Origin of the sequence: Streptomyces sp. NPDC058045 (assembly GCF_042885635.1) — a bacterium.
In the GTDB taxonomy this organism is placed as follows: domain Bacteria; phylum Actinomycetota; class Actinomycetes; order Streptomycetales; family Streptomycetaceae; genus Streptomyces.
Map to the genome: position 1 here is coordinate 1 of NZ_JBHVRR010000017.1, position 23,094 is coordinate 23,094.

The window sequence follows — 23,094 nt, forward strand, 5'->3', positions numbered from 1 at the left end:
TGCACAACCTCGCCCTCGCCGGATAGGCAAACGGCCCGCACCACGGCCAACCACGTCCGAGGCGACTCAGAGATCATTTACGGGACAGCCCTTAGGCCCGCTCGGCCTCCTCGATGCCGGGAGCCAGTACCGCGCAGGACGATCGTCGCAGCAGGGCGTACGGCGATGACAGGTGTCAGGCGATGACAGATGTCATGGGGGCTGGTGACAGGTGTGGCTGGCCGGGTCCGGCGCCGCCCGGAGATCGTCGGAGGGTGACTGATCACCTCGCGCGGGCCGGCGTCCCCGATGCCCGCGCCACCCCGCCCGCCGCCGCTGTCGTCGTGGAGGGGGTGTCGTGCGCGTACGGACAGTTCCTCGCCGTCGACGACGTCACCTTCTCCGTGGCGGCGGGGCGGATCCATGCGCTGCTCGGGACGAACGGGGCCGGCAAGACCACGCTGCTGGAGAGCATCCAGGGGTTCCGCCGCCCGACCGAAGGCACCCTGCTGGTGTTCGGCCAGGACCCGTGGCGGCACCGGGCGTCCGTCGCCGGGCGGACCGGCACCATGCTTCAGGAGTCCGGGCTGGTGGACGAGATGACGGTCGGCGGCCAGCTCGGCCTCTGGCAGGGACTCAGCGTCCGCGAGGACTCCGTCGAACGGGTCCTGGAGGTCGTGGGTCTTGACCATCGGCGGCGGACCCCGGTCTCGGTGCTGTCCGGCGGTGAACGCCGGCGGCTCGACTTCGCGATGGCGATCTGGGGCGCCCCGGAACTCATCGTGCTGGACGAGCCGACCACCGGTCTGGACCCGCAGTCCCGCCGGACGATGTGGTCGATCATCCGGGAGCTCAACGCCGCGGGTTCGGCGGTCCTCCTCACCACCCACTATCTGGACGAGGCACAGAACCTGGCCGAGCAGGTGACCATCCTCGACCGCGGCCGGGTCGCGGTCGAAGGCCCGATGACGGAGGTCCTGGCGTCGATCCCCGCCCGGATCGACTTCACGGCCCCGGCGACGGACGAGGCCGTCACCGAGCTCGCCGCCCTGATCCGCGGCGACCTGCACACCACGGACACCGGCGACGGGATCGCGGTGACGATCCGGACCCCGCAGCTCCAGACCGACGTGGGCGCCGTCACGGACTGGTCGCGGGCCCACGAGCTGGCGCTACGGCAGTTCCGCTGCGCACCGGCCTCACTGGAAGAGGTGTTCTTCGGAATGCCGACGGCCGGCACCTCCGCCGCGCCCCGCGGGAGGGCCGTCCGATGACCGATGCGACGCGGAACACGACGCGGAACACACTGACCCGCCCCGCGAGCCCCCTTCGCAAAAGCACAGCGCAGCTCATCCGTGCCCTGGTCGCGGCGGAGATCCGGGTGTTCCTGCGGCAGCCGGTGATGGTCGCGCTCGCGCTGCTGCTCCCGGCCGGGCTGATCGCGATCACCGCGCTCGCCGAGGTGTCCGGCAGCCCGGAGGCGTGGGCGCAGATCGCGGGCCGGAACATGGTCGCCACCCAGTGCATCACCGTCTACTTCGTCGCCCTCAACACGGTCACCGCCCGGCGCCACACCCTCGCCCTGAAGCGCCTGCGCACGACCGCCCTGCCGAGCCTGGGGATCGTCGCGGGGCTGCTCGCGCCGCCGCTGCTGGTGGGCGCGCTCCAGATCGTCGCGGTACTCGCGGGCCTCGTCGCCGTCGGCTCGCCCCCGCCGCAGCACCCCGTGCTCGTCATCGCCTCCGGTGTGCTCGGGATGGCGGTCGCGGCCCTGGCGGGGGTGGCCACGAGCGGGTTCACGGCCACACCGGAGAAGGCCCAGTGGACGATGCTGCCGCTGTTCGTGGCCGCGATGGGCGCCACGGCGATCCTGCCCACGGTCGACGCCGCGGCCGCCGGCGCCGTGCGCACCGTACCGTTGGTGGCCAATGCCCACCTGGCGACGGCAGGATGGCATTCGCGGACGCTGGACGCGGGGCCGGTCACCGTCGACCTGGTCCTCATGGTGGTCTGGATCGCCGTCTTCGCGGTGGTGAGCTGGCGCACCTTCCGATGGGAACGGCGGCACTAAGAGCGTCCGCCACCTACTGGCGGACGCTCTAAGCCGGGGAGCCGATCCACGGGCAGCAGGAAGACCAGGAAGGCAGGAGGGGATGTGAGGGGACGAGGGCCGCAGTCGGGCCGGGACCGTTTCCGCGCCATCGCGGCGTACGTCCACGCGACCCATGTGATCCTCGCGGCCGGGACGGTCATCGCCCCCGCCGTCGCCTTCGCCTTCCGGCCGTCCTCGCCGATCGTCGTCTCCGTGGCGATGCTCGCCGCGGTACTGGTCGGCGTCGGCGCTTCCCTCCTGGTGGCCGCCGAGTTCGCCCCGCACCACCGGCTCACCCGGCGGCTGCGCGGCTCGCGGTCCCGGGCCTGGGCGAGCGGCGGCACCCTGGTCGCCGCGCTGGTCGTCGCCGTGTCGGTCCCGGCCACCGGGCACCCCGTGACGGCGGCGGCGGTCCCGTTGGCCTGGGCGCTGCGGGCCGCGTCCGGCGGGTCGTTCTGGGCGGGCATCATCCGGCTGCTGGCCGCGACACTCGCCGGCGGTGTGGCGGTGTTCGCCGTCGACGCCGGCTGGGAACACGCCCGGGAACCGCTCACCCTGGTCGTCGCGGCCCTGCTCGCCCTGGGCGTCCTCGGCCAGGACTCCATCTACTCCCTGGCGATCGAGCTGGACGACCTGCGGTCCCGCGAGGCGGAGCGGGCCGTCCTCACCGAGCGGAAGCGGTTCGCGGGCGATCTGCACGACATCCAGGGCCAGCACCTCGGACTGATCACCGTCGAGGCCGAACTCGTCCGCAGGCTCATCGCCCGGGCCGACTACGCGGCCGCCACCCGGCACGCCGAACGCATCCAGGCCACCACCCTCGAAGCGCTGGACGAGATGCGCCGAGTCGTCCACGCCAACCGCGAGGTCCGCCTGGACGAGGAGATCGCGAACGCGGTCCGGGTGCTGCGGGCCGCCGGCATCACCGCGGAGCACGACCTGACGGGCCGGTCCGGGACCGACGCCGGGACCGACCGCCTTCTCGGCCTGACGGTGCGGGAGGCGATCACCAACATCCTCAAGCACACCCACGCCGACCGGTGCGCCATCACCACACGGCAGCGGGAACGCGCCGGCCGGGACGGCATCGCCCTGACCGTCACCGATTCCGGCCCGCCCGCCACCGCGCCCCGCGACCCCTCGGGCACCGGACTGAGCACGCTCGCCGAGCGCTATCGCCGACTGGGGGGCGAGCTCCACTTCACCGGCGGCGACGGCGACGGTGGCGGACGGCTCGCCGGCTGGCTCCCGGTGTCCGGCCCGAACGCGAACGGAGACACCGTATGAAGCCCATCCGAGTCGTCCTCGCCGACGACGAGTTGCTGCTGCGCGAGGCCATCGTCACCTTGCTCGGTCTGGAGGACGACCTCGACATCGTCGGCACGGCCCAGGACGGCGAGGAAGCCCTCGCGGTCATCGCACGGACCCGGCCCGATGTGGCCGTGCTCGACCTGGAGATGCCGAAACTCGACGGGCTCGAAGCCACCGCCGCCGTCCGCACCGCGTACGCCGGCACCCGCGTCGTCCTGCTCACCCGGCACGCGCGGCCCGCCGTACTGCGCCGCGCGCTCGACGCCGGCGCGCTGGCCTTCGTCACCAAGGCCACCTCGGTCAAGGAACTCCCGCACATCCTCCGCACCGTCCACGACGGCGGCCGCTACGTCGACGGCTCGGTCGCCACCGCGGCGCTGAGCGAGAGCGACTGCCCGCTCACCGACCGCGAGATCGAGGTCCTCAGGGAAGCCCTGGACGGAGCGACGATCCGCGTCATCGCGGAACGCACCCACCTCGCCCCCGGCACCGTACGGAACTACCTCTCCACCGCCATGACCAAGCTCAACGCCGAAACCCGGGTCGCCGCCGCCAGAACAGCCTGGAACGAAGGCTGGATCTGACGAGGGCTGGAACTGGTGCCGTCAGGAGGTGTCACTGGCCGGTGATGGTCTTCTCAAGGAGGCGGGTGAGGATCGACTCGGCATGAGTCCACAGCAGGGCACCGCCGATCCCCGGCACGACATGATGACGAGCACCGGGCACACGGGCAGCGAGCAGTGCTCCGTCATCGGGCGAGTGGCTGGTGTCCCGCTCGCCGTACCAGATGTCGACGGGGACAGCGATCGCGTCAAGGGCGAACGGCCACCGCCCCATCGCCAGGACCGTGTCACGGGCGTAGCCGGCGCCACCTTGAGTAAATCCCTCGCCCAAGGCCCTGCGGTAACCAGCCGCGAAACCAGGATCCTGGTACACGGCAAGGTCACACCCCGGGCTCCCGGCCATGACCATGTCCCACATCGCATCCGCGGTAAAGCCGGCGAAAAACTCCTCGGCGCCAGCCGGATCGCACTCGGTCCGCTCGACGAGACCACGCAGGTCCGCGTTCAGAGCCGAAGCGAACTCCGGCCTGGCGACCTCGTCCGCACCGGAGACGACCGCCAGTGCCGAGGCGACCCCCTCCGCAGCGCAGGCAAGAGCGAAGGGCGCGCCTTGCGAATTCCCGACCACGACAGGCCGCCCCAGCCCCCGCCGCACACAGAGCTGGCGCATATCTCCGGCGAAGTCGGAGAAGGTCCGCCCAGGGGCGGGCGTCGAGACACCGAGACCCGGACGATCCACAGAGACAAGACGCACGCCGAGCGCCTCGACAACGCCCGCGCCGAATCCGAGCCACCGGCTCGTGGCCGCACCAGGACATAACAGAACAGGCGCCCCGTCCAACGGCCCCCACTCCGCCCAGCCGAGCAGCCGCCCATCAGACAGAGCACTCTCACCCAGCCGGGCGGGAACGTCGGTGTATCCAGTCATGATCACCATCATGGCCATGGACCTGAAGTCCCGCACCCGACTTTCACCATGGCCTCGAACAGGGCGAACAGGGCGAACGCCGTCTGATACGGCCTGGTCACCGGCGGCGCCACTTCGGGATGCCGGCCGCGGTTCGGAACACGAAGTACGCGACCGTCGCGCCCACCACCATCCACCGCCAGCGCTCGGGGACCCGGTCGGGGAAGAGTACGAACACCAGCAGCGCGACCGCGCCGATCTGCGACACCGACGCGAGCAGCTCGCGCGCGGGAGTCGAAGCCGGCCCGACGCCCAACATGTCGACCGCCAGGCTCTGTTCACCCCGAGGTTCACGCGCCTGCTCGTCATCCGCCCATCTCGTCATGTGTGAACCGTCTCAACGCCGGGAGCGCCGGAACAGGCACAAGCGTCACTGGCTGGATGACATCTGTCATCGAACGAATCCCCTGAATCCCCTGAATCCCCCGAATCCCCCTGGCGGTGATCCCGCGGTATCCGGCCATGTCCGATGCCTTCATGCCATTCGCCGCCAACCCGCCCCCGACACCGCTGAGCCGCCGCTACACAGGAAGATCGGGGTGGCGTGCCGCCGCCCCTGGAAGCGGGGGAGCGATGGCAGTACGTCGACGGCGCCGGCGCTTGAAGAAGCGGACGCGCAGGCAACTTCAGGGCTGGGCCGCCGTGTTGGCGGTGGCTGCCGCGGTGTGGGTGACCACGCACTGGGCGGCGGTGTGGCCCGTTCTGGTGGCCGTGCTCGCCGTCGCCGTGGTGGTCGGAGCCGGCTGGGCGCTGCTGCGGAGGCACCGTGTCGCGGTCGCCCAGGACCGCGCGTGGCGGGCCCAAGAGGAGGCCAGAGCACGGGAGTTGTCGATGGCGGAGGTCGACGCCCTGTCGTGGCAGGAGTTCGAGACCTACGTCGCCGAGTTGTGCCGGCGGGACGGCTGCACCAAGGTCGTCGTCAGCGGAAAGAGCGGCGACCTGGGAGCGGATGTCGTCGGCTACCTGGCCGACGGCCGCAAGCTGGTCGTCCAGTGCAAGAAGTACGCGCCGCACCGGAGCGTGTCCTCGCAGGACATGCAGAAGTTCGTCGGCACCGCCCGTCTCGAACACGGCGCCGATGTCGCCCTGTTCGTCGCCACCTGCCGCACCTTCACCAAGGCCGCACAGGGCCTGGCGCTGCGCCAGGACATCGTGGCCCTGCATCGCGACCTGCTGGGCTCCTGGGTCAAGGGCGCCCACCTGGAATCCTTGATCCCGCTGAACGGCAGCGGTACCGGAACCAGAGGGCGCCCTTCTGCCCGACCGTGACAACTCCGGGCCGGGGCCGGGGAGTTCGCCCGGATCGTTCGAAGTTGGGGAAGTCGGCGAAGGGCAGGGCGGCGTCCGTCGCCCGCCGGTCGAACGGGCGGCGCCCCCGTGGTTGACGCGCGTAGCGGAATACCTCATTCTGAGCATCGGCCACCACTGGGTGAGCCGTGGTCGCTCCTTTCGGGCGGTGGTCGGGAGGCCGGAGTGCTCAGAGGTACGGCACGTAGGATCCGCTTAGATGTCATGGGCATGACTTCGCCCTCGCGCGCGGCTGGCCGCCGTCGTCACAACGGCCGTCGCCACACGGACGCGCAAGCTCGTCGCCCGGCACCGGTTGCCGTACCTCACCGCCCGCGCCGGCGCACACATCCCGCTCGTGCGCCCGGACCGCCGAGTCGGCCACGGGGCTGAGTCTCCCCGGCGATCTCTGGAATTCGCCGGGAATCACGCACGTATGGGGCATTCCCCCGGTTTGCTTTTCCTTCCCGGAGGAAACCGCGGTTCGAATTTCGGCGATGTCGTGCGCATAAACGGCAGGTGAATTGCTGACCGGGGTGTGCGGTGAGGGAATTCCGTACGCCTTGACTGCCGTTTGACCTGCGGAACTATCCACGCCAAACCTGCCTGGCGAGGAACCTGCCGGGGCAAATAGGACGTTCTCCCCGGCCGAATTCCCTCTACAATTCCTTTACCTGAGAATCTCGTGTGGCATGGCTTTGTTCTGTCACACTCCCACTATCTGTCCACCTGGCAGATCCTCTTGTACGGAAGGGGTATCACCCGTGCTTTCCAGACTGTCGATAAGAACCGCAGTCGCCGCTCTCGCTGTCACCGGGTTGCTCGCCACCGCGCCCACGGTGATGGCGTCCCCCGAGCAGTCGCCGGCAGCCGCGGCGGCGGCCGCCAAGTCACCGTCCGCCGGTGTCAGCGTGAAGATGGCGGACAAGGTCGCCGACCGCCTCGGTGGCAGTCGCCGAGCGCTGATAGACGCCGTCTCCGCCGACGTCCTCTCCCGCGCCCACGACGCCAAGGGCCTCGCCCCGAAGGCCGCTGTCAGCAAACTCGCCGACCAGGGCCGCAAGGTCGTCGTCGACGTGCGCACCGTCTCGTCCGGCTGGGCCCGCGGTGTCGCGTACGTCGAAGCGTCGCGCAAGCAGCACGGCTCGCCGGAAGGCTGGCTCTACATCGCCCACCGCACGAACGGGCGTTGGGTCGCCGGCCTCGAAGGCGACCGGGAGTTCGCCGGCTTCGTGGACAAGTCCCCGCTGGTCGGCAAGACGGAACGGCCGACGCTGTCCGCCTACGCGCATCACAAGGACACGCAGAAGCAGCCGTTGCCGCAGAACCAGGCGGCGACCGGGCAGAAGCAGGGGGCGCCGATCCGGACCCTGGCCAACACCAACGGGCTGCTGCTGCCGTGGATGCCCGACTACTACATGACCCTGACGGGCGGCCCGCACGCCGACAACGGTGCGACCGGCTACTGGAGCAGCCTCGACTTCGCCGGCGGCAACGCCAGCGGCCGCATCCGTTCCTCCCGTGAAGGTACGGCGACCTCGATGTGCGGTGCCGGCGGCGGCTGGACCCGGGTGATCCACCCGGGCGGCTTCTCGACGGACTACTACCACATGTGGAACGCGACGTACTACAACGGGACTTGGGTCCCCAGCAGCGCCCTGCTCGGCAACATCGGCACCGACACCTGCGCCGGCGGTTCCGCGAGCGGAGCCCATGTGCACTGGAGCCTGCGCACGTACGACGCCAACTACAACGGCCAGTTCACCTGGCTGAACGGCCGCACCATCGGCGGCTGGACCTGGTGGAACGGCAACAGCCAGTACAACGGCTGCGCCACCCGCGCCGGCTACACCGCCTGCCCCGGCACAGCGATCTACAACCGCACAAGCTGACCCCGCCCCACCCCTCCGCACCCGGCCCCCCAGCCGGGTGCGGAGCTGCAACTAGCGTGCGGTGGCCGGGAGTTCGGGGCGAGGGGTGATCGGTGTGAGCACACCGAGGCGGTCCTCGATCCGCTGAGCGGCGGCCAGGCACAGGTCCTCCCGGAACGCGCGCCCGATGATCTGCACACCGGACGGCAGCCCGTCGACGACTCCGGTCGGTACGGCGACCGCGGGTACGCCCACGAAGCTGGTCACCGTGCACAGGCGCATCCCCTGGGCCACTCGTTCCCGTCCCGCCGCGTCGCGTGACTCCAGGCCCGGCTCGACGGGCGGCTCGGTGAACACCGGCCCGAGCAGCAGCGGGTACTCGTCGAGGAACTCCGCCCAGGAGCGGCGGATGCCGAGCCAGATCCCCATCAGCTTCATCAGCTCCGCCGCACTCGCGGCCGGAGTCTTCTCCATGGCGGCCTGAAGATAGCGGTCGCCGCCTTCGCCGAGCAGCTTCCGCACCGCCGGCCAGGTCGGCGCGAATTCGGTCACGGTGATCCGGCCGTATGCCTCGATCGCCTCGTCCAGCCGCGGCACATCCGCCAACTCCCGTACGTCGTACCCCGCTTCGCGCAGCGCGTCCGCCGCCGCCGCGACGGCCCCGCGGACCGTGGGGTGGACGCCGTGGCCACCTGGGTCGGCGACCAGCGCGACCTTGATGGGCCCCGGCAGCGGTTCGCCGTAGCGGGGCACGGGTACCGCTCGCGGGTCCCGCGGATCGGTCCCGGCCAGCGCCTCGTACGCCAGCCGCAGGTCGGCGACCGTACGGGCCAGGGGGCCGTCGGTGACCAGCGTCTGTGCGGCCGGTCCCGGGTCGTCCGGGCCGAGGACGCGGTGGTCGGCGGGGAACCGCCCGGGGGTCGGCTTCAGCCCCGCCACCCCGCAGAACGAGGCCGGGATGCGTACGGATCCGCCGGAGTCGTTGCCGAGTCCGAGTGCGGCCATGCCGGTGGCGACGGCCACTCCGTCACCGCCGCTGCTGCCGCCCGGGGTCCGGCTCCGGTCCCACGGGTTGACGGTGTCGCCGAACAACTCGCTGCGGGTGTGCATCCCGGCCAGGACCAGGGTGGGCATATTGCTGTGGCCGATCGGTACGGCCCCCGCCGCGCGGAGCCGGGCCACCGGGGGCGCGTCGGCCGGGGCCACCAGGTCGCGGAAGCGTGCCGTGCCGAGGGTGGTCGGCACACCTTCGACGGCGGTGGTCTCCTTCACCGTGAAGGGCACCCCGGCCAGCGGCCCGAGCTCTTCGCCCGCTGCCCGCCGCCGGTCCGTGTGCGCGGCGGCCTCGCGGGCTCGCCCGGCCAACAGCTGGGTGACCGCGTTGACTTGTGGGTTGACCTCGGCGATGCGCTCCAGGTGGCTGTCGACCAGCTCGGCCGCCGATATCTCTCCGCCGCGGACCGCCTCCGCCTGGTCGGCGGCCGTCCATGCCCACAGGGCGTTCTGCCTGATCATCGCGCTTCCCCTCCACCTGCCGACGTCCTTGTGGCGGAACCATAGCCCGGAAGCGATACGATCGTATCGGAATAAGGAGCTGACCGATCATGCCCAAACAGGTCGACTACGAGAGCCGCCGCCGCCGGATCGCCGAGGCCGTCTGCCTCCTCGCCGACGCACACGGGCCGGAGGGGGTGAGTATGCGCGACGTCGCCGCCCGCGCGCAGGTCTCCCTGGGTGCCGTTCAGCGCTGCTTCCGCAGCAAGGGGGAGATGCTGCGCTTCGCTGTCGGCCATGTCGGTGACCGCGTCACCGAACGGGTGCGGGCCCGACTGGCCGCGAGCCCGGCGCAGTCGGCTGCCACGGCTCTGGGGTGCGCGGTCGACGAGATCGCGCTGCTCCGTGTGGAACACCGTGCCGAAGCGCGGATCTGGCTGGCGTTCGTCGCCCAGGCCGCCGTCAGCGAGCCACTGGCCGGCCCGCTGAGGAGCGGCTATGCGGCCCTCCAGGATCTCCTGGTGTGTCTCATCTCGGAGGCCGCCGAGGGCAGTTGGGCCGACGTGGGCGCCACGCCGCCCGACCCGCGGCGCGAGGCCCGTACCCTGCTCGCCCTCGCCGACGGACTCACCACTCAGGTACTCATCGGCCACCTGGCCGAAGGGCAAGCTGAGGAAGTCCTGGACGCGCATCTGTCCGGCCTCTGGGAACGCCTCGGCGCCACCACCGATCCCCGAAGGGTCGGCTGACGCTCACCTCGCCACAGCGCTACCCCCGCCGGGTATCCGAGGTGATCGCCGTTGACTAGATACCCCCATGGGGTATAGCTTCAGTTCATCGGTACCCCCAGGGGGTACGTGCGCGAGAGGGGATGCGTGTCTGATGAATGCCGCAGGACGACTGGCGCTCTACGGTGCGGGGCTGGCGATCGCGTTCACCGGAGCGCTCGGTATCTCCGCCGTGGCGGTGCCCGACAGTGTGGTCGCGGACTGGAAGAAGGACAGGGCCGAGGAGAGCCACGGCGGCCACGGTGACACGGCGGACAAGAAGCCGTCGATGCCGATGGGCACGCCCGCCGGGCTGTCGGTGTCCGCCGGCGGCTATGCGCTGACCTCCGTGAGAACGCCCCAAGAGGCAGGCCACAAGGGCGAGTTGAGCTTCCAAATCCAGAACAAGGCGGGTGCCCCGCTGCTCGGGTACGCGATCGCGCACGAGAAGCGGCTGCACCTCATCGTGGTGCGTTCCGACGGCACCCGGTTCCGTCATGTGCACCCCACGCTCGACCAGGCCACCGGCACCTGGTCGATCCCGTGGCAGTGGGACGCGGCGGGGACGTACCGGATCTACGCGGACTTCACCCCCGAGGGCGGCTCCGGCGGGCTGACGCTGACCAGCACGGTCGAGGTCGGCGGCCGGTTCACCCCGGACCCGGCCACGAAGGTGCGGGCGACCGACGAGGTCGACGGGTTCACGGCTTCCGTCGACGGTGAGCTCGTCGCCGGGCGGAGCAGTGAACTGACCGTCAAGATCACCCGCGATGGGAAGCCCGTCACCGCCTTGCAGCCCTACCTCGGGGCGTACGGACATCTGGTCGCGCTGCGTGCGGGGGACCTCGCCTATCTGCATGTACACGCGCAGGGCGAGGAGCCGTCGGCCGGGGAGACGACCGGTCCCGAGATCGCGTTCGGCGCCGAGACGCCCAGCGCGGGCCGCTATCTGCTGTACCTGGACTTCAAGGTGGACGGCAAGGTGCACACCGCCGGGTTCGTCCTCGACGCCACCCGCGGGGACGGCGACGGCGCCCATACCGACACCGGCACCCATGACACGGGCTCCCACGGCCACTGAACCGAACTGGTCTGCGCGCCGGACGAGTTGAGAGAAGGATTGCGATGAGCACAACAGCGCCGCCCGCCGGGGGGCCGAGCGTCGAGCTGGACATCGGTGGGATGACCTGCGCCTCCTGCGCGATGCGTATCGAGAAGAAGCTGAACAAGCTCGACGGCATCGCCGCGACGGTGAACTACGCCACCGAGAAGGCCAAGGTGACCGTCCCCGAGGGCTACGATCCGGCGCTGCTGATCGCCGTGGTCGAGAAGACCGGCTACACGGCCGCCCTGCCCCTCCCTAAGCCGACGCAGGAGCCTGACGTATCGGGCCAGGGCCAAGGCCAAGGCCCGGACGGGGCCGACAACCCCGAGCTGACCTCGCTGCGCAACCGTCTGATCGCCTCGGTCCTGCTGACGGTCCCCGTCATCGCCATGGCCATGATCCCGGCGCTGCAGTTCACCAACTGGCAGTGGGCGTCGCTGACGCTCGCGGCGCCGGTGATCGTATGGGCCGCGCTGCCGTTCCACCGGGCCGCGTGGACGAACCTCAAGCACGCCACCGCGACCATGGACACGCTGATATCCATGGGCACCATCGCGGCGTTCCTGTGGTCGCTGTACGCGCTGTTCTTCGGCACGGCCGGGACGCCGGGGATGAAGCACCCCTTCGAGTTGACGCTCGCGCCCTCCGACGGCGCCTCCAACATCTACCTCGAAGTGGCCGCGGGCGTCACGATGTTCATCCTCGCCGGCCGCTACTTCGAGAAGCGCTCCAAGCGGCAGGCCGGCGCCGCGCTGCGGGCCCTGCTCGAACTCGGCGCGAAGGAGGTGTCGGTGCTGCGCGGCGGCGCCGAGACGAAGATCCCGGTCGAAGACCTCGGCGCGGGCGACGAGTTCGTCGTCCGCCCCGGCGAGAAGATCGCCACCGACGGGATCGTGGTCTCGGGCACCTCCGCGGTCGACGTATCGATGCTCACGGGGGAGTCCGTCCCCGTCGAGGTCGGTGCGGGGGACCCGGTCACCGGCGCCACCGTGAACGCCGGCGGCCGCCTGGTGGTACGCGCCACCCGCGTCGGGGCGGACACCCAACTCGCCCAGATGGCAAGGCTCGTGGAGGACGCGCAGACCGGCAAGGCCGAGGTGCAGCGGCTCGCCGACAAGGTGTCCGGGGTGTTCGTCCCCGTCGTCATCGCCATCGCCGTCGCCGCCCTGGGCGCCTGGCTGGGCGCCGGTTTCCCGGTGACCGCCGCCTTCACCGCCGCCGTCGCGGTACTCGTCGTCGCCTGCCCCTGCGCACTGGGTCTGGCCACCCCGACCGCCCTGCTGGTCGGCACCGGCCGGGGCGCGCAGATGGGCGTCCTGATCAAGGGCCCGGAGGTCCTGGAATCCACCCGCAAGGTCGACACCGTCGTCCTCGACAAGACCGGCACCGTCACCACCGGGAAGATGACCCTGGTCGACGTGGTCGCCGAACAGGGCACCGACCGGGGCGAGTTGCTGCGCCTGGCCGGCGCGCTGGAGAACTCCTCCGAGCACCCCATCGCCCAGGCCGTCGCCCTCGCCGCCACTCAGGAGTCCGGCCCGCTGCCCGTACCGGAGGACTTCGCCAACGTCGAAGGCAACGGCGTGCAGGGCGTCGTGGACGGGCACGCCGTGCTCGTGGGCCGCGTATCACTGCTCGCCGAATGGTCCCTGCACCTCGGCCCGGAGACCGCCGCGGCCAAGACGCGCGCCGAGAACGAGGGCAGGACCGTCGTCGCGGTCGGCTGGGACGGCGAGGCCCGGGGCGTGCTGATGGTCGCCGACACCGTCAAGCCGACCAGCGCCGCGGCCGTCACCCGACTCAAGGACCTCGGTCTGACCCCGGTCCTGCTGACCGGCGACAACGAGGCCGTGGCCCGGCAGATCGCCACCGAGGTGGGCATCGACGAAGTGATCGCCGAGGTCCTCCCCAAGGACAAGGCCGACGTCGTCTCCCGCTTGCAAAGCGAGGGCAGGACCGTGGCGATGGTCGGTGACGGCGTCAACGACGCTCCGGCCCTCGCCCAGGCCGACCTGGGCCTCGCCATGGGAACGGGCACCGATGTGGCGATCGAGGCGTCCGACATCACCCTGGTCCGCGGCGACCTGCTCAGCGCGGTCGACGCGATCCGCCTGTCCCGCCAGACGCTCAGCACCATCAAGTCCAACCTCTTCTGGGCCTTCGCCTACAACGTCGCCGCGATCCCGGTCGCCGCACTCGGCCTGCTGAACCCGATGCTCGCCGGCGCCGCCATGGCCCTGTCCAGCGTCTTCGTCGTCGGCAACAGCCTGCGCCTGCGCCGGTTCAGGACCATCACCACCGAGACCGCCTGACTCCGCTGCGGGACCCGGCCGGGCGCCACGCTCACCCGAGCGTGGCGCCCGCGTCGGCCTCGTAGGTGAGGAAGACCGCGCCACTCTTGAGGACCGTGTGGTCGGTGAGGCTCCAGGCGCGCGGGTCGAAGGCGGCCCGGCGGGAGAACAGCGGGATGCCGTCACCGATGGTCAGCGGGCCGACCTTGAGGATCAGGGTGTCGATCTCGGTGTACAGGGAGCCCGCGAGCTCGGCGCCGCCCACCAGCCAAATGTCCTTGCCCGCTTGCTGCTTGAGCTCGCGCACGGTCGCCACCGGGTCGTCGGCGACCAGTTCGACGGCCGGGTCGGGGGCCTCCGTCAGAGTGCGGGAGAACACCAGGTGACGCAGGTGGGGGAAGGCGTCGGGCACTCCGGCCGCAAGCCCGATCTCATAGCTGCGCCGCCCCTCCAGCACGGTGTCGAAGCGCGTGCCCGCGGAGGTGACGGACAGTGCCTGCCGGGCCTGGACCGGCAGTGTCTCCGGGTACTCGGCCACGAGGTGGCGGATGTAGTCCTCCGGTATGGGCCAGAACCCGTTCGGGCCGGTGGGGTCGGCGCCGTCCGGGCCCGCGATGAAGCCGTCGAGCGTGGTGGCGACGTAGTGGACGAGTCTGCGCATATCGGGTCCTTCCCCTGGTCATGCTGTCGCGGTGCGGCCTCCCAGCCGCCGGACGGCGTGCCGGAGTACGAGGCCACGGAGTGATCATGGCACCCGACCGGCGACGCGAGCACCGTCTCGGGCGAGCTGGTCCTCGCCGAGACGGAGACTCAACCGTCACACCGCCGGACACCGCGAACGAGACGGGCTCGGCGGCCAACCTCTCCCAGAGACCACGGGCACGCACCAGCAACAGATCAACCCCCATGTCCCGAGCCTGCCGCAAGCCTGCCGTAAGAGACCGCGGACGGCGCGTGGTCGGGGGCGGCGTAATTCGATTGCGCCCCGGGGTCGTGTGCTGCATGGTGCGACGAGCAATCCGCGACGAGTAATCCGCAGGCCCCCGCGAGGAGACATCACATGCGCCGACTTTCCGAGTTCCCGAAGGTCCTTCCCACCTCTTCAGAGAACCGGAACGTCAGTGCACACCGAACCGCACACCTCGACGGGCGCCCGCACCCACGCCCGCACCGTCTCCGCGCCGACCGCGGCTGACTCCCTCAACCTGGGCATCCTCGCCCATGTCGACGCCGGCAAGACGAGCCTCACCGAACGGCTTCTGCACTTCGCCGGTGTCGTCGACGAGATCGGCAGCGTCGACGCGGGAAGCACCCGCACCGACAGCCTCGCGCTGGAACGCCGCCGCGGGATCACCATCAAGTCCGCCGTCGTGTCGTTCCCGCTCGGCGGCCGTACGGTCAACCTCATCGACACCCCCGGGCACCCCGACTTCATCGCCGAGGTGGAGCGGGTCCTCGGTGTGCTCGACGGTGCCGTGCTGGTGGTGTCGGCCGTCGAGGGCGTCCAGGCGCAGACCCGTGTCCTGATGCGGGCGCTGCGGCGCCTGCGTATCCCCACCCTGATCTTCGTCAACAAGATCGACCGCAGGGGAGCCGGGGACACCGACCTGCTCCGCTCCCTCGGCGACAAGCTCACCCCCGCCCTCGCCCCCCTGGGAACGGTGACCGACGCCGGCCTGCCCGCCGCCGCGTTCCACCCGTACCCAGACGGAGACGCGTCGCCCGACCGGGACGCGGGCTTCGCCGATCGCCTCGGGCAGTGCCTCGCGGAGCAGGACGACGCCGTGCTGTCGGCGTACCTGGACGCCCTGCCGCACCCCCTGCCCGCCGCCCGGCTGCGACGGGAACTCCTGCGTCAGACCCAACAGGCCCTGATCCACCCGGTGTTCTTCGGTTCCGCCATCACGGGCGCCGGTATCGACGCCCTCGCCCGCGGCGTCGGGGACCTGCTGCCGCGCGCCGGTGGAGACCCGGACGGTCCGGTGTCGGGCACGGTCTTCAAGGTCGAACGGGGCGCCCGCGGGGAACGGACCGCGTACCTCAGACTGTTCGACGGAACGGTGCGCGTACGCGACCAGGTGACCCTCCGGCAGGGTCAGGGGACGACCCGCGAGGGCAGGGTGACCGGGGTGCGGGTGTGCACGGACGGCACGGCCGCCCGCACCGGGAAGGTCGTGGCCGGGCAGATCGGCCGGCTCCACGGCCTCACCGACGTACGGGTGGGAGACACGCTCGGCGAGCCCGGACCGCGTACCACGGCGGGCCTCCACTTCGCCCCGCCCACCCTGGAGACCGTCGTCGAACCGGCCCGCCCCGGCGACCGCTCGGCCCTGCACACCGCGCTCGTCCAACTCGCCGAGCAGGACCCGCTGATCGGGCTGCGGCACGACGACATCCGCCGCGAGATCTCCCTCTCGCTGTACGGGGAGGTGCAGAAGGAGGTCATCGGGACGACGCTCGCCGAGGAATACGGGCTGCCCGTCTCGTTCTCCGCGACGACCACCATCCACCAGGAGCACGTCGACGGCGTCGGACAGGCACACGAAACGATGGGCGAGGACGGCAACCCCTTCTTCGCGACCGTCGGACTGCGCGTGGAACCGGGCCGGGCGGACGGCGGTGTGGACTACCGGCTCGACGTCGAACTCGGCTCGATGCCCTACGCGTTCATGCGCGCGGTGGAGGACACCGTCCGCGACACCCTCCGCCAGGGCCTGTACGGCTGGGAGGTGAGCGACTGCGCCGTCACGATGACGCATTCCGGATTCAACTCCATCCTGAGCACCGCCGGAGACTTCCGCCGCCTCACCCCGCTGGTCCTGATGACCGCCCTGCGCCGGGCCGGGACGACGGTACGGGAGCCGATGCACGACTTCCGCCTCGAAGTCCCCACCCGCGCACTCGGCCAGCTCCTGCCACTCCTGGCCCGACTGGGTGCGGTGCCCACCGCACCCCAGGCCGAGCGGTACGGCTACCTGCTGACCGGGGAGATCCCGGCGGCCTCCGTCCACACCCTGGAACGCCGGCTCCCCGGCCTCACCGGCGGCGAGGGGATGTGGGAATCCTGGTTCGCCCGCCACCGCCCGGTGACCACCACCCACCGCCCCCCGACCCGCCCCCGCACCGACCACAACCCCCTGCACCGCCGTGAGTACCTGCTCCACGTCGTACGCAGGGTGTGACCCCCGGGACCTTCAACTATCGGGCCGGGTCGGCATGGTCGCCGAGTTGGACCCCGACATCCAAGGCGCCCGCCGCCGCCAACACCCCAACGGCGCCGTCGACCTCGTCGAAGCCGTGCTCTGCGTCGCCGATGAGGAACTGACCATGATCCAGCGCCGGTACGCCACCTACCTCGGCCGGCCGGCACGGCCGCGGGGACCGGCCCGCGTCTTCGACCTCGACGGTGCCGCCCTGACCCTGGTCCCCGCGTCCGATCTCACCGCCCTCCTGCCAGGGGAGCGGCCCACCGCACTCCCGGCGCTCGTCGGCTACACCGTCGCGGTCCAACACCTCGCCCGCACACGGGACTTGCTGCACCGCAACGGCCTCCCGGCACAGGACACACCCACCGGCGACATCTTCGTACCGGCCGAAGCCGCACTCGGCACCGCCGTCGTCTTCCGCCAGGCGGTCCTTCCGTCTTGAGAGGCGCGTCAACTCCTGTGTAGCTGGCGGATCTTGGTGGTGTGGTCACTCGCGATGTCGGGTCGGCGTAGATGTGCACCGCGCTGATCCGGGTGCCTCGGAAGGTGAAGACGTTGCAGACACGGCCGGTGGAGGTCTGGCCGTCGGGCCAGGGGGTGCCGGGGGTTGAGGAACATCCGTGTCAGATCGTGCGCTAAGCCTTCGTCGGCCCTGGTGGGAGGCTGACGGGGCGTCGGTCCCGCGACGGGGGCTTTCCCACGGATAACACCCCAATATCTGCCTGAGAACGTCCGCCGGTACTTCAAGCCCTCCCCGGAGGCCATCGCTGAGCTGACCAGTCTGCTCGCCCCAGGGGATGCCCGGCGCTGATCTGGCCACGGGACAGCAGGTTAGGTGATGGTGGGGCTGCGGCGTTCGACGAGGACGACGTCGCGCCATGTTCCGTGGAGGCGGCCGATTCGTTCGCGGGTGCCGATGACGCGGAACCCGGCACGCTGGTGCAGGGCGAGGCTGGCGGTGTTCTCCGGGAAGATGCCGGACTGCACCGTCCATATCCCGGCGGCGTCGGTGGAGGCCAGCAAGGCGGTCAGCAGAGCCAGGCCCACCCCGCGGCCGCGGGCGTCAGGGTGGACGTAGACGGAGTGTTCGACGACTCCGGCGTACGCGCACCGGTCGGAGACCGGCACGGCGGCGGCCCACCCCAGCACCCGGCCGCCGTCGAGTGCGACCAGGCGGTGGTCCGGCAGCTTGGTGGTGTCGAACGCCTGCCAGGTCGGGGCGGTGGTCTCGAAGGTGGCGTTGCCCTCGTCGATGCCGAGCTGGTAGATCGCCAGGATCTGCTCGGAGTGCTCCGGCCGCAGGGGCGCGATGCGCACGCCGGTCTCGGTGGGCGTCATGCCGCGGCCTTGATGCCGAGTTCGGTGAGCAGGCCGCGGATGCGGCGTTCGATCTCGTCGCGGATCGGCCTGACCGCCGCGACGCCCTGTCCGGCGGGGTCTTCGAGCTGCCAGTCCAGGTACCGCTTGCCGGGGAAGTAGGGGCAGGCGTCGCCGCAGCCCATGGTGATCACCACGTCCGAGGATTGCACCGCCTCGGTGGTGAGGACCTTCGGGGTCTCTGCCGAGATGTCGATGCCGACCTCGCTCATGGCCTCCATAACGGCCGGGTTCACCGTGTGGGCGGGGGCGGAGCCGGCCGAGCGGACCTGGACGTGGCCCGCTCCGAGGTGGGTGAGGAAGGCGGCGGCCATCTGGGACCGGCCTGCGTTGTGCACGCAGACGAACAGGACGGAGGGAACGGAGGAGGGGCTCATCAGGCCAGGGCGCTTTCTTCGGTGGAACGGTCGGCGGCGGGCTGCTGCCTGTCGCGGGAGACGGTGGCTCCGCCCTCGCCCGCGGCAGCCGGGCGGCCGAAGCAGACGACGACCAGGCAGAGACCGGCAGCCGCGCCGAGCAGCTGCGCAGCGAGGAACGGCAGCACGGAGGTGGGGGCGATGCCAGCGAAGGTGTCGGTGAACGCCCGGCCGATGGTGACGGCCGGGTTGGCGAAGGACGTGGAGGAGGTGAACCAGTACGCCGAGCCGATGTAGGCGGCGACCAGCAGCGGCGCCAGGTGCGCGCGGCCGGCGCGGGCCAGGCCGAAGACGAGCCAGACCAGCCCGGCGGTGGCCACGACCTCCGCCAGCCACAGGTGCCCGGCCCACCGCTCGTGGGTGGAGAAGGCGACCAGCGGCCTGCCGAACATGGCGTCGGCCAGCACCGCGCCGGTGATCGCCCCGGCCACCTGGGCCGGTACGTACGCGGCGACGTCGCGCAGGGATGGGCCGTCGCCGGTGCGGCGGCCGGTAAACCAGGCGGCCAGGGTGACCGCCGGGTTGAAGTGCGCCCCGGACGCCGGGCCCAGGAAGGCGATGAGCACACCGAGGCCGAAGACCGTGGCCAGGGAGTTGGCCAGTAGCTGCGTCCCGACGTCGTGGGTCAGCTCGGTGGCCTGGATCCCGGAGCCGACCACCACCGCGACCAGCGCGGCCGTCCCCAGCCCCTCGACCGCCGCCCGCCGCATCAACGGCGCTGGCGCGCTCACGTCAGGGCCTTCGCAGACACGGCGGGAATCTCCAGCAGCGCGGACAGCTTCGTCAGGGCCTCGGGAAGCGCCCAGTAGTACACCCAGGTCCCGCGCCGTTCGGAGCCGACCAGCCCGGCCTCCCGCAGCACCTTCAGGTGGTGGGAGATCGTCGGCTGGGACACGTCGAAGGGGCCGATGAGGTCGCACACGCACGCCTCACCGCCCTCGTGCGAGGCGATCAGCGACAGCAGCCGCAGACGGACCGGGTCTGACAGCGACTTGAACATCCGCGACAGCTCCGCCGCGGCCTCCTCGCCCAGCGGCTCGCGGACCATCGGCGCGCAGCACGCCGCCGCTTCGTCGTCCTGTCCCAGCACCGGCAGACCAGCTTGTTTCGACATTTCTCTATGTTGACAGCCATCTAATCCGGTGGCAAGGTCGACTACATCGACAGACGTCGATACAAGTCGTTGGGAGACCGCCATGTCCCGTGTCCAGCTCGCCCTGCGCGTCGCAGACCTCGACGCCTCGATCGCCTTCTACTCCAAGCTGTTCAACGCCGAGCCGGCCAAGCGCCGCGAGGGCTACGCCAACTTCGCCATCACCGAGCCCCCGCTCAAGCTCGTCCTCATCGAGGGCGAGCCCGGCGAGGACACCCGCCTGGACCACCTCGGCGTCGAGGTTGCCTCCACCGAGCAGGTCAACACTGCCACCACCCGGTTGAAGGACGCCGGGCTGGCGACCTTCGAGGAGGACGACACCTCCTGCTGCTACGCCCTCCAGGGCAAGGTGTGGGTGACCGGCCCCGGCCAGGAGCCGTGGGAGGTCTACGTCGTCAAGGCCGACGCCGACACCCTCGGCAAGAGCGCCGGCAGCGCGCCGGATGCCTGCTGTGGCACCACCGCCTGCTGCACCCCCGAGGAGCAGACCGTCGCCCCGGCCCAGACCCCGGCCGAGGCCAAGGCGGCCGCCGGATGCGCCTGTGGCGGCTGACCCCTTCCCGGCCCGTCTCGGCCGCGGCTGCCGCCTTGGTGTGGTCCCTGCCGGCGGCCCGCCAACCATCAGTCAGTCGAGCACCCAGGCGCTTGCATCCGGTATCTAGGTACAGGTTTACCGTCGGAGGTGTCCCCACCACCGGGGACGTGACGACGGGAGTGAGCGCGATGAGTGATCTTGCGTGGGTGCCGCAGTCCTGCGCCCTGCCCACCGAGGAGCGGCCCCTGCGGGTCGCCGAGTGGGACGCGCTGTTCGCCGAGCGGCTGGCCTCGGTGTCCCGCCCGCAGCCGCTTCTCCTGCGCCTGGACCTGGCTGGCGGCGAGGGCGTGGAGGACCGGGTGCGTGACCTGGTGGAGCGCGAGAGCGGCTGCTGCTCGTTCTTCACCTTCACCACCACCCCCGGCCAGGACGCGATCCGGCTGGACATCTCGGTGGACCAGGCGCACGGGCCGGTCCTGGACGCCCTCGCCGCACGCACCTCTGCCGCCCGGGGGCAGCGGTGAGCACGGGTCTGCGCAGCGGGCAGGTCGCCGAGGCGGCCGGGGTGAATGTCCAGACGCTGCGCTACTACGAGCGGCGCGGACAGCACCAGCCGCCGCCACGAGCCGATCAGGAGGCCGGTGTCGATCTCATCGGGGCCAACCTTCTTGCGGCCCATCAGCTCCGGCAGCGAGCGCAGCGCGTTCAGAACCGGCAGTCCCTCCGGGGTGGCGCCGAAGTCGACCACGGTCACCAGCAGCTTCAGGAACGGCCGCACGACGGCGAACCGGGTGACCAGCTGGCTCCGCCATGCCTCGCCCGCGTCCGAGTCGAGCGGCGGGGTCAGCTCGAACAGCGCGGCGATCGCGGCCGCCAGCTCGTGCCGCGGCACCACCTGCTCGATCCGTGCCCACATCGCCTCCAGCGTCTCCACTTCGGGCGGGGTGATCTCCCCGGTGTCGGTGTCGACCTGCTCGCTCGTGGTGTCGAACACGATCTGGAACGCGGTGGCCAGCTTCGCCGAGGCCCGCTCCGCCCGCGGCAGGGTCTTCAGCTTCTCCTTCATCGTCTCCCGTTCGGCCCTGGCCAGCAGCTTCGTGGCGATGAGCACTTCGAGCAGGTCCAGGGCGTCATCGACCGCGCGGGACGTCAGATAGACGGCGGTGGCCAGCAGCGTGGCTAGGCGCCGGGAGTCGCCGTGCCGCCTGAGCAGCGACGCCTTGCCGTCGATCCCGTACCGCGACAGTTCCGCGAGGCGCCGCGGCGGTATCGCGGACACGTCCACCTCACCCATCCCGAAGGCCGTGATCTCCTCCGCCCGCTCCAGCGCCCCGTCCAGCCACTCGCTCAGCTCGTCCCGCACCTCGGCGAAGTCCCGCCAGCCCCCGGCCTCCTGGATCTCCCCGTCGTGCGTACGGGCCGTCCCGTCCCGCTCGCCGTACTCCTACAGACCGACGCATCGGCGATCCCCAGATGCTCGGCCAGGTACTCGGCCACCTCCGCCGGCACCTGCCGCGGGTCCGGCATGAACCGGCCCAGGCACCGCACACTCGTCAGCTGGACCGCGAACCCGAGCCGGTTGTGCGCACGCCGCTTGGCCTGCACCTTCTCCAGATCCGAGTCATCCAGGAAGGAGTACCGCTCCAGCTCCGCGCGAGACGGCGCTCCGTTGAACGCCGCGTACTGGGCCGCCTGTTGATCCGACAAGAACTCGACTGCCACCAGGGCCTCCGAAGATCGAAAACATCGACCCACGAAGGCTCCGCCGTACGATCAACCCAGGTCAAAGCGCCGATCAGAGCTGCGAAGGCTTAGCGCACGATCTGACACGGATGTTCCTCAACCCCCGTGCCGTCCGCGGTGGTGCCCCACTGCCCCGGGTCACCGTCGTCGACCATCTTGAAGTAGGTGCGGACGATCTCAACTCGCCGCGCGTCAAGGTCGATTCGAGTGTCAGTCATGGTCTTGTCACTCCTGTTCTTTCTGGACTTGAATATCCAAAATGAGGGCATGGGGAGGCAGCCGGTCGCCACTGCGCGTGGGTCGAGCGATCAGTGCAGGAGGGCTTGCAGTCCGGTGAGGGCGATCCTCCGGAGGGTCTCGGTGTCCGCCCTGGCCTGTGCGGTGACGCGCAGGCCGGAGATCACGGTGCTGACGAGCAGTGCCCCGTCGTCCGGGTCCGTGCCCTCGGTGATCGACCCGTCGACCCGGCCGGCCCGGATGGCTCCCGCCAGGAGGGACGTCCGCTCCCGCAGGTCGCGTTCGAGGATCCGGGTGACGCGCTCGTCGCGCTCGCGCAGATCAGGGCTCATCAAGCTGTTGACGACCATGCAGCCGGCGCCATGACCGTGCCCGGCTGCCTGCCGCTCTTCGTCCACGACCACGTCGATCAGGGCGCGCAGCCGCTGCGCGCCCGTCAGCGAGTCGTTGGTGAGGATCGACTTCTGGCGTGCCCCGGTGGTCGCGACGTAGTGCTCCAGCGCGCGCACGAACAACTCGTCCTTGGAGACGAAGGCGTTGTAGAGGCTGCTGCGCCGCACCCCGGCCGCCTCGCAGAGCTGCTCGGTCGTGGTCTCGGCGAAGCCGTGGACGCGGAACCGGGCGGCGACGGCATCGAGCACTGCGGTCTCGTCGAACATGCGCGGCCTTGCCATGGGAGCGACCCCACAGCATTCTGGAT

General features: G+C 70.9%; 25 protein-coding genes and 1 pseudogene. 15 read left to right on the forward strand and 11 right to left on the reverse strand.

Annotation, left to right across the window (positions count from 1 at the left end):
- Positions 1 to 254 precede the first annotated feature (254 nt).
- From ACFVST_RS13190 to ACFVST_RS13205, 4 genes are all read left to right on the forward strand, one after another.
- Positions 255 to 1,253 carry an ABC transporter ATP-binding protein gene (locus tag ACFVST_RS13190; RefSeq protein WP_390149891.1) on the forward strand — a complete coding sequence of 333 codons (999 nt, stop codon included), beginning with the start codon at positions 255 to 257 and terminating at the stop codon, positions 1,251 to 1,253.
- The gene (locus ACFVST_RS13195) at positions 1,250 to 2,050 is read left to right on the forward strand and encodes a hypothetical protein (protein WP_390149893.1); all 801 of its coding nucleotides are present in this window, start codon (positions 1,250 to 1,252) and stop codon (positions 2,048 to 2,050) included. Before ACFVST_RS13190 ends, ACFVST_RS13195 begins: the two co-directional genes overlap by 4 nt.
- 84 nt (positions 2,051 to 2,134) lie before the next feature.
- A complete protein-coding gene (locus tag ACFVST_RS13200) occupies positions 2,135 to 3,358 on the forward strand; it encodes a histidine kinase (RefSeq protein WP_390149895.1) in 1,224 nt (407 codons plus the stop codon).
- Positions 3,355 to 3,966, forward strand: coding sequence for a response regulator (locus tag ACFVST_RS13205; protein WP_390149896.1), 612 nt, complete (start codon positions 3,355 to 3,357; stop codon positions 3,964 to 3,966). Before ACFVST_RS13200 ends, ACFVST_RS13205 begins: the two co-directional genes overlap by 4 nt.
- Positions 3,967 to 3,997: 31 nt before the next feature.
- Here the strand turns inward: ACFVST_RS13205 and ACFVST_RS13210 are convergent, their stop codons facing one another.
- Both ACFVST_RS13210 and ACFVST_RS13215 read right to left on the reverse strand, forming a co-directional pair.
- The gene (locus tag ACFVST_RS13210) at positions 3,998 to 4,885 is read right to left on the reverse strand and encodes an alpha/beta fold hydrolase (RefSeq protein WP_390150130.1); all 888 of its coding nucleotides are present in this window, start codon (positions 4,883 to 4,885) and stop codon (positions 3,998 to 4,000) included.
- A gap of 85 nt (positions 4,886 to 4,970) precedes the next feature.
- Positions 4,971 to 5,237 carry a hypothetical protein gene (locus ACFVST_RS13215; protein WP_390149897.1) on the reverse strand — a complete coding sequence of 89 codons (267 nt, stop codon included), beginning with the start codon at positions 5,235 to 5,237 and terminating at the stop codon, positions 4,971 to 4,973.
- 248 nt (positions 5,238 to 5,485) lie between these two features.
- Here ACFVST_RS13215 and ACFVST_RS13220 point away from each other — a divergent pair, with 248 nt between their 5' ends.
- Positions 5,486 to 6,181: a restriction endonuclease gene (locus ACFVST_RS13220; protein ID WP_390149898.1), complete on the forward strand. Its 696-nt coding sequence runs from the start codon at positions 5,486 to 5,488 to the stop codon at positions 6,179 to 6,181.
- 782 nt (positions 6,182 to 6,963) lie between these two features.
- Positions 6,964 to 8,091, forward strand: a complete 1,128-nt coding sequence (locus ACFVST_RS13225) for a M23 family peptidase (RefSeq protein WP_390149899.1) — start codon at positions 6,964 to 6,966, stop codon at positions 8,089 to 8,091.
- A 51-nt stretch (positions 8,092 to 8,142) separates the two neighbouring features.
- Here the strand turns inward: ACFVST_RS13225 and ACFVST_RS13230 are convergent, their stop codons facing one another.
- Positions 8,143 to 9,585, reverse strand: a complete 1,443-nt coding sequence (locus ACFVST_RS13230) for an amidase (RefSeq protein ID WP_390149900.1) — start codon at positions 9,583 to 9,585, stop codon at positions 8,143 to 8,145.
- An 89-nt stretch (positions 9,586 to 9,674) separates the two neighbouring features.
- On the opposite strand from ACFVST_RS13230, the gene ACFVST_RS13235 reads away from it, so the two are divergent.
- The 3 genes from ACFVST_RS13235 to ACFVST_RS13245 all read left to right on the forward strand — a co-directional run bounded on the left by ACFVST_RS13235 (position 9,675) and on the right by ACFVST_RS13245 (position 13,748).
- Positions 9,675 to 10,313: a TetR/AcrR family transcriptional regulator gene (locus ACFVST_RS13235; RefSeq protein WP_390149902.1), complete on the forward strand. Its 639-nt coding sequence runs from the start codon at positions 9,675 to 9,677 to the stop codon at positions 10,311 to 10,313.
- A 133-nt stretch (positions 10,314 to 10,446) separates the two neighbouring features.
- Positions 10,447 to 11,412 (forward strand): hypothetical protein, encoded by a 966-nt coding sequence (locus ACFVST_RS13240; protein WP_390149904.1) that lies wholly within the window; start codon positions 10,447 to 10,449, stop codon positions 11,410 to 11,412.
- Between the two features lie 44 nt (positions 11,413 to 11,456).
- Positions 11,457 to 13,748 carry a heavy metal translocating P-type ATPase gene (locus ACFVST_RS13245; RefSeq protein ID WP_390149906.1) on the forward strand — a complete coding sequence of 764 codons (2,292 nt, stop codon included), beginning with the start codon at positions 11,457 to 11,459 and terminating at the stop codon, positions 13,746 to 13,748.
- 31 nt (positions 13,749 to 13,779) lie between these two features.
- Here ACFVST_RS13245 and ACFVST_RS13250 read toward each other — a convergent pair whose 3' ends face one another.
- Positions 13,780 to 14,388, reverse strand: coding sequence for a dihydrofolate reductase family protein (locus ACFVST_RS13250; protein WP_390149907.1), 609 nt, complete (start codon positions 14,386 to 14,388; stop codon positions 13,780 to 13,782).
- 544 nt (positions 14,389 to 14,932) lie between these two features.
- Here ACFVST_RS13250 and ACFVST_RS13255 point away from each other — a divergent pair.
- The 3 genes and pseudogenes from ACFVST_RS13255 to ACFVST_RS13265 form a co-directional block, all read left to right on the forward strand.
- Positions 14,933 to 16,909: a GTP-binding protein gene (locus tag ACFVST_RS13255; protein ID WP_390150133.1), complete on the forward strand. Its 1,977-nt coding sequence runs from the start codon at positions 14,933 to 14,935 to the stop codon at positions 16,907 to 16,909.
- A gap of 46 nt (positions 16,910 to 16,955) precedes the next feature.
- Positions 16,956 to 17,375 carry a hypothetical protein gene (locus tag ACFVST_RS13260; RefSeq protein ID WP_390149908.1) on the forward strand — a complete coding sequence of 140 codons (420 nt, stop codon included), beginning with the start codon at positions 16,956 to 16,958 and terminating at the stop codon, positions 17,373 to 17,375.
- A 279-nt stretch (positions 17,376 to 17,654) separates the two neighbouring features.
- Positions 17,655 to 17,744, forward strand: a pseudogene (locus ACFVST_RS13265) (site-specific integrase); the annotation flags it as partial.
- Between the two features lie 20 nt (positions 17,745 to 17,764).
- Here the strand turns inward: ACFVST_RS13265 and ACFVST_RS13270 are convergent.
- Genes ACFVST_RS13270 through ACFVST_RS13285 form a run of 4 tightly spaced genes read right to left on the reverse strand, consistent with a single transcriptional unit; the run spans position 17,765 to position 19,840 of the window.
- Positions 17,765 to 18,271, reverse strand: a complete 507-nt coding sequence (locus ACFVST_RS13270) for a GNAT family N-acetyltransferase (RefSeq protein ID WP_390149910.1) — start codon at positions 18,269 to 18,271, stop codon at positions 17,765 to 17,767.
- Positions 18,268 to 18,687 (reverse strand): arsenate reductase ArsC, encoded by a 420-nt coding sequence (locus ACFVST_RS13275; RefSeq protein WP_390149912.1) that lies wholly within the window; start codon positions 18,685 to 18,687, stop codon positions 18,268 to 18,270. The genes ACFVST_RS13270 and ACFVST_RS13275 overlap by 4 nt, the downstream gene beginning before the upstream one ends.
- Complete coding sequence (locus ACFVST_RS13280; protein ID WP_390149914.1) at positions 18,687 to 19,457, reverse strand: aquaporin; 771 nt, start codon at positions 19,455 to 19,457, stop codon at positions 18,687 to 18,689. The genes ACFVST_RS13275 and ACFVST_RS13280 overlap by 1 nt, the downstream gene beginning before the upstream one ends.
- The gene (locus tag ACFVST_RS13285) at positions 19,454 to 19,840 is read right to left on the reverse strand and encodes an ArsR/SmtB family transcription factor (RefSeq protein ID WP_390149916.1); all 387 of its coding nucleotides are present in this window, start codon (positions 19,838 to 19,840) and stop codon (positions 19,454 to 19,456) included. Before ACFVST_RS13285 ends, ACFVST_RS13280 begins: the two co-directional genes overlap by 4 nt.
- A gap of 82 nt (positions 19,841 to 19,922) precedes the next feature.
- Here ACFVST_RS13285 and ACFVST_RS13290 point away from each other — a divergent pair, with 82 nt between their 5' ends.
- The 3 genes from ACFVST_RS13290 to ACFVST_RS13300 all read left to right on the forward strand — a co-directional run bounded on the left by ACFVST_RS13290 (position 19,923) and on the right by ACFVST_RS13300 (position 21,571).
- The gene (locus ACFVST_RS13290; protein ID WP_390149918.1) at positions 19,923 to 20,432 is read left to right on the forward strand and encodes an ArsI/CadI family heavy metal resistance metalloenzyme; all 510 of its coding nucleotides are present in this window, start codon (positions 19,923 to 19,925) and stop codon (positions 20,430 to 20,432) included.
- Between the two features lie 170 nt (positions 20,433 to 20,602).
- On the forward strand, positions 20,603 to 20,938 hold the full coding sequence (locus tag ACFVST_RS13295) for a hypothetical protein (protein WP_390149920.1): 336 nt from the start codon (positions 20,603 to 20,605) through the stop codon (positions 20,936 to 20,938).
- A 267-nt stretch (positions 20,939 to 21,205) separates the two neighbouring features.
- On the forward strand, positions 21,206 to 21,571 hold the full coding sequence (locus tag ACFVST_RS13300) for a hypothetical protein (RefSeq protein ID WP_390150141.1): 366 nt from the start codon (positions 21,206 to 21,208) through the stop codon (positions 21,569 to 21,571).
- A 190-nt stretch (positions 21,572 to 21,761) separates the two neighbouring features.
- Here ACFVST_RS13300 and ACFVST_RS13305 read toward each other — a convergent pair whose 3' ends face one another.
- From ACFVST_RS13305 to ACFVST_RS13315, 3 genes are all read right to left on the reverse strand, one after another.
- Positions 21,762 to 22,136: a DUF4158 domain-containing protein gene (locus ACFVST_RS13305; protein WP_390149922.1), complete on the reverse strand. Its 375-nt coding sequence runs from the start codon at positions 22,134 to 22,136 to the stop codon at positions 21,762 to 21,764.
- 89 nt (positions 22,137 to 22,225) lie between these two features.
- Positions 22,226 to 22,375 (reverse strand): hypothetical protein, encoded by a 150-nt coding sequence (locus ACFVST_RS13310; RefSeq protein ID WP_390149923.1) that lies wholly within the window; start codon positions 22,373 to 22,375, stop codon positions 22,226 to 22,228.
- A 90-nt stretch (positions 22,376 to 22,465) separates the two neighbouring features.
- Positions 22,466 to 23,068: a TetR/AcrR family transcriptional regulator gene (locus tag ACFVST_RS13315; RefSeq protein ID WP_390149925.1), complete on the reverse strand. Its 603-nt coding sequence runs from the start codon at positions 23,066 to 23,068 to the stop codon at positions 22,466 to 22,468.
- Between the last annotated feature and the right edge of the window lie 26 nt (positions 23,069 to 23,094).

What these genes read in the sequence shown, in the direction of transcription:
- ACFVST_RS13240 (WP_390149904.1), top strand. Translation starts at nt 10,447, where the DNA reads ATGAATGCCGCAGGACGACTGGCGCTCTACGGTGCGGGGCTGGCGATC.
- ACFVST_RS13220 (WP_390149898.1), top strand. Translation starts at nt 5,486, where the DNA reads ATGGCAGTACGTCGACGGCGCCGGCGCTTGAAGAAGCGGACGCGCAGG.
- ACFVST_RS13205 (WP_390149896.1), top strand. Translation starts at nt 3,355, where the DNA reads ATGAAGCCCATCCGAGTCGTCCTCGCCGACGACGAGTTGCTGCTGCGC.
- ACFVST_RS13285 (WP_390149916.1), bottom strand. Translation starts at nt 19,840, where the DNA reads ATGTCGAAACAAGCTGGTCTGCCGGTGCTGGGACAGGACGACGAAGCG.
- ACFVST_RS13270 (WP_390149910.1), bottom strand. Translation starts at nt 18,271, where the DNA reads ATGACGCCCACCGAGACCGGCGTGCGCATCGCGCCCCTGCGGCCGGAG.
- ACFVST_RS13310 (WP_390149923.1), bottom strand. Translation starts at nt 22,375, where the DNA reads ATGACTGACACTCGAATCGACCTTGACGCGCGGCGAGTTGAGATCGTC.
- ACFVST_RS13275 (WP_390149912.1), bottom strand. Translation starts at nt 18,687, where the DNA reads ATGAGCCCCTCCTCCGTTCCCTCCGTCCTGTTCGTCTGCGTGCACAAC.
- ACFVST_RS13235 (WP_390149902.1), top strand. Translation starts at nt 9,675, where the DNA reads ATGCCCAAACAGGTCGACTACGAGAGCCGCCGCCGCCGGATCGCCGAG.
- ACFVST_RS13315 (WP_390149925.1), bottom strand. Translation starts at nt 23,068, where the DNA reads ATGGCAAGGCCGCGCATGTTCGACGAGACCGCAGTGCTCGATGCCGTC.
- ACFVST_RS13250 (WP_390149907.1), bottom strand. Translation starts at nt 14,388, where the DNA reads ATGCGCAGACTCGTCCACTACGTCGCCACCACGCTCGACGGCTTCATC.
- ACFVST_RS13245 (WP_390149906.1), top strand. Translation starts at nt 11,457, where the DNA reads ATGAGCACAACAGCGCCGCCCGCCGGGGGGCCGAGCGTCGAGCTGGAC.
- ACFVST_RS13295 (WP_390149920.1), top strand. Translation starts at nt 20,603, where the DNA reads ATGAGTGATCTTGCGTGGGTGCCGCAGTCCTGCGCCCTGCCCACCGAG.
- ACFVST_RS13210 (WP_390150130.1), bottom strand. Translation starts at nt 4,885, where the DNA reads ATGATGGTGATCATGACTGGATACACCGACGTTCCCGCCCGGCTGGGT.
- ACFVST_RS13230 (WP_390149900.1), bottom strand. Translation starts at nt 9,585, where the DNA reads ATGATCAGGCAGAACGCCCTGTGGGCATGGACGGCCGCCGACCAGGCG.
- ACFVST_RS13290 (WP_390149918.1), top strand. Translation starts at nt 19,923, where the DNA reads ATGTCCCGTGTCCAGCTCGCCCTGCGCGTCGCAGACCTCGACGCCTCG.
- ACFVST_RS13215 (WP_390149897.1), bottom strand. Translation starts at nt 5,237, where the DNA reads ATGACGAGATGGGCGGATGACGAGCAGGCGCGTGAACCTCGGGGTGAA.
- ACFVST_RS13195 (WP_390149893.1), top strand. Translation starts at nt 1,250, where the DNA reads ATGACCGATGCGACGCGGAACACGACGCGGAACACACTGACCCGCCCC.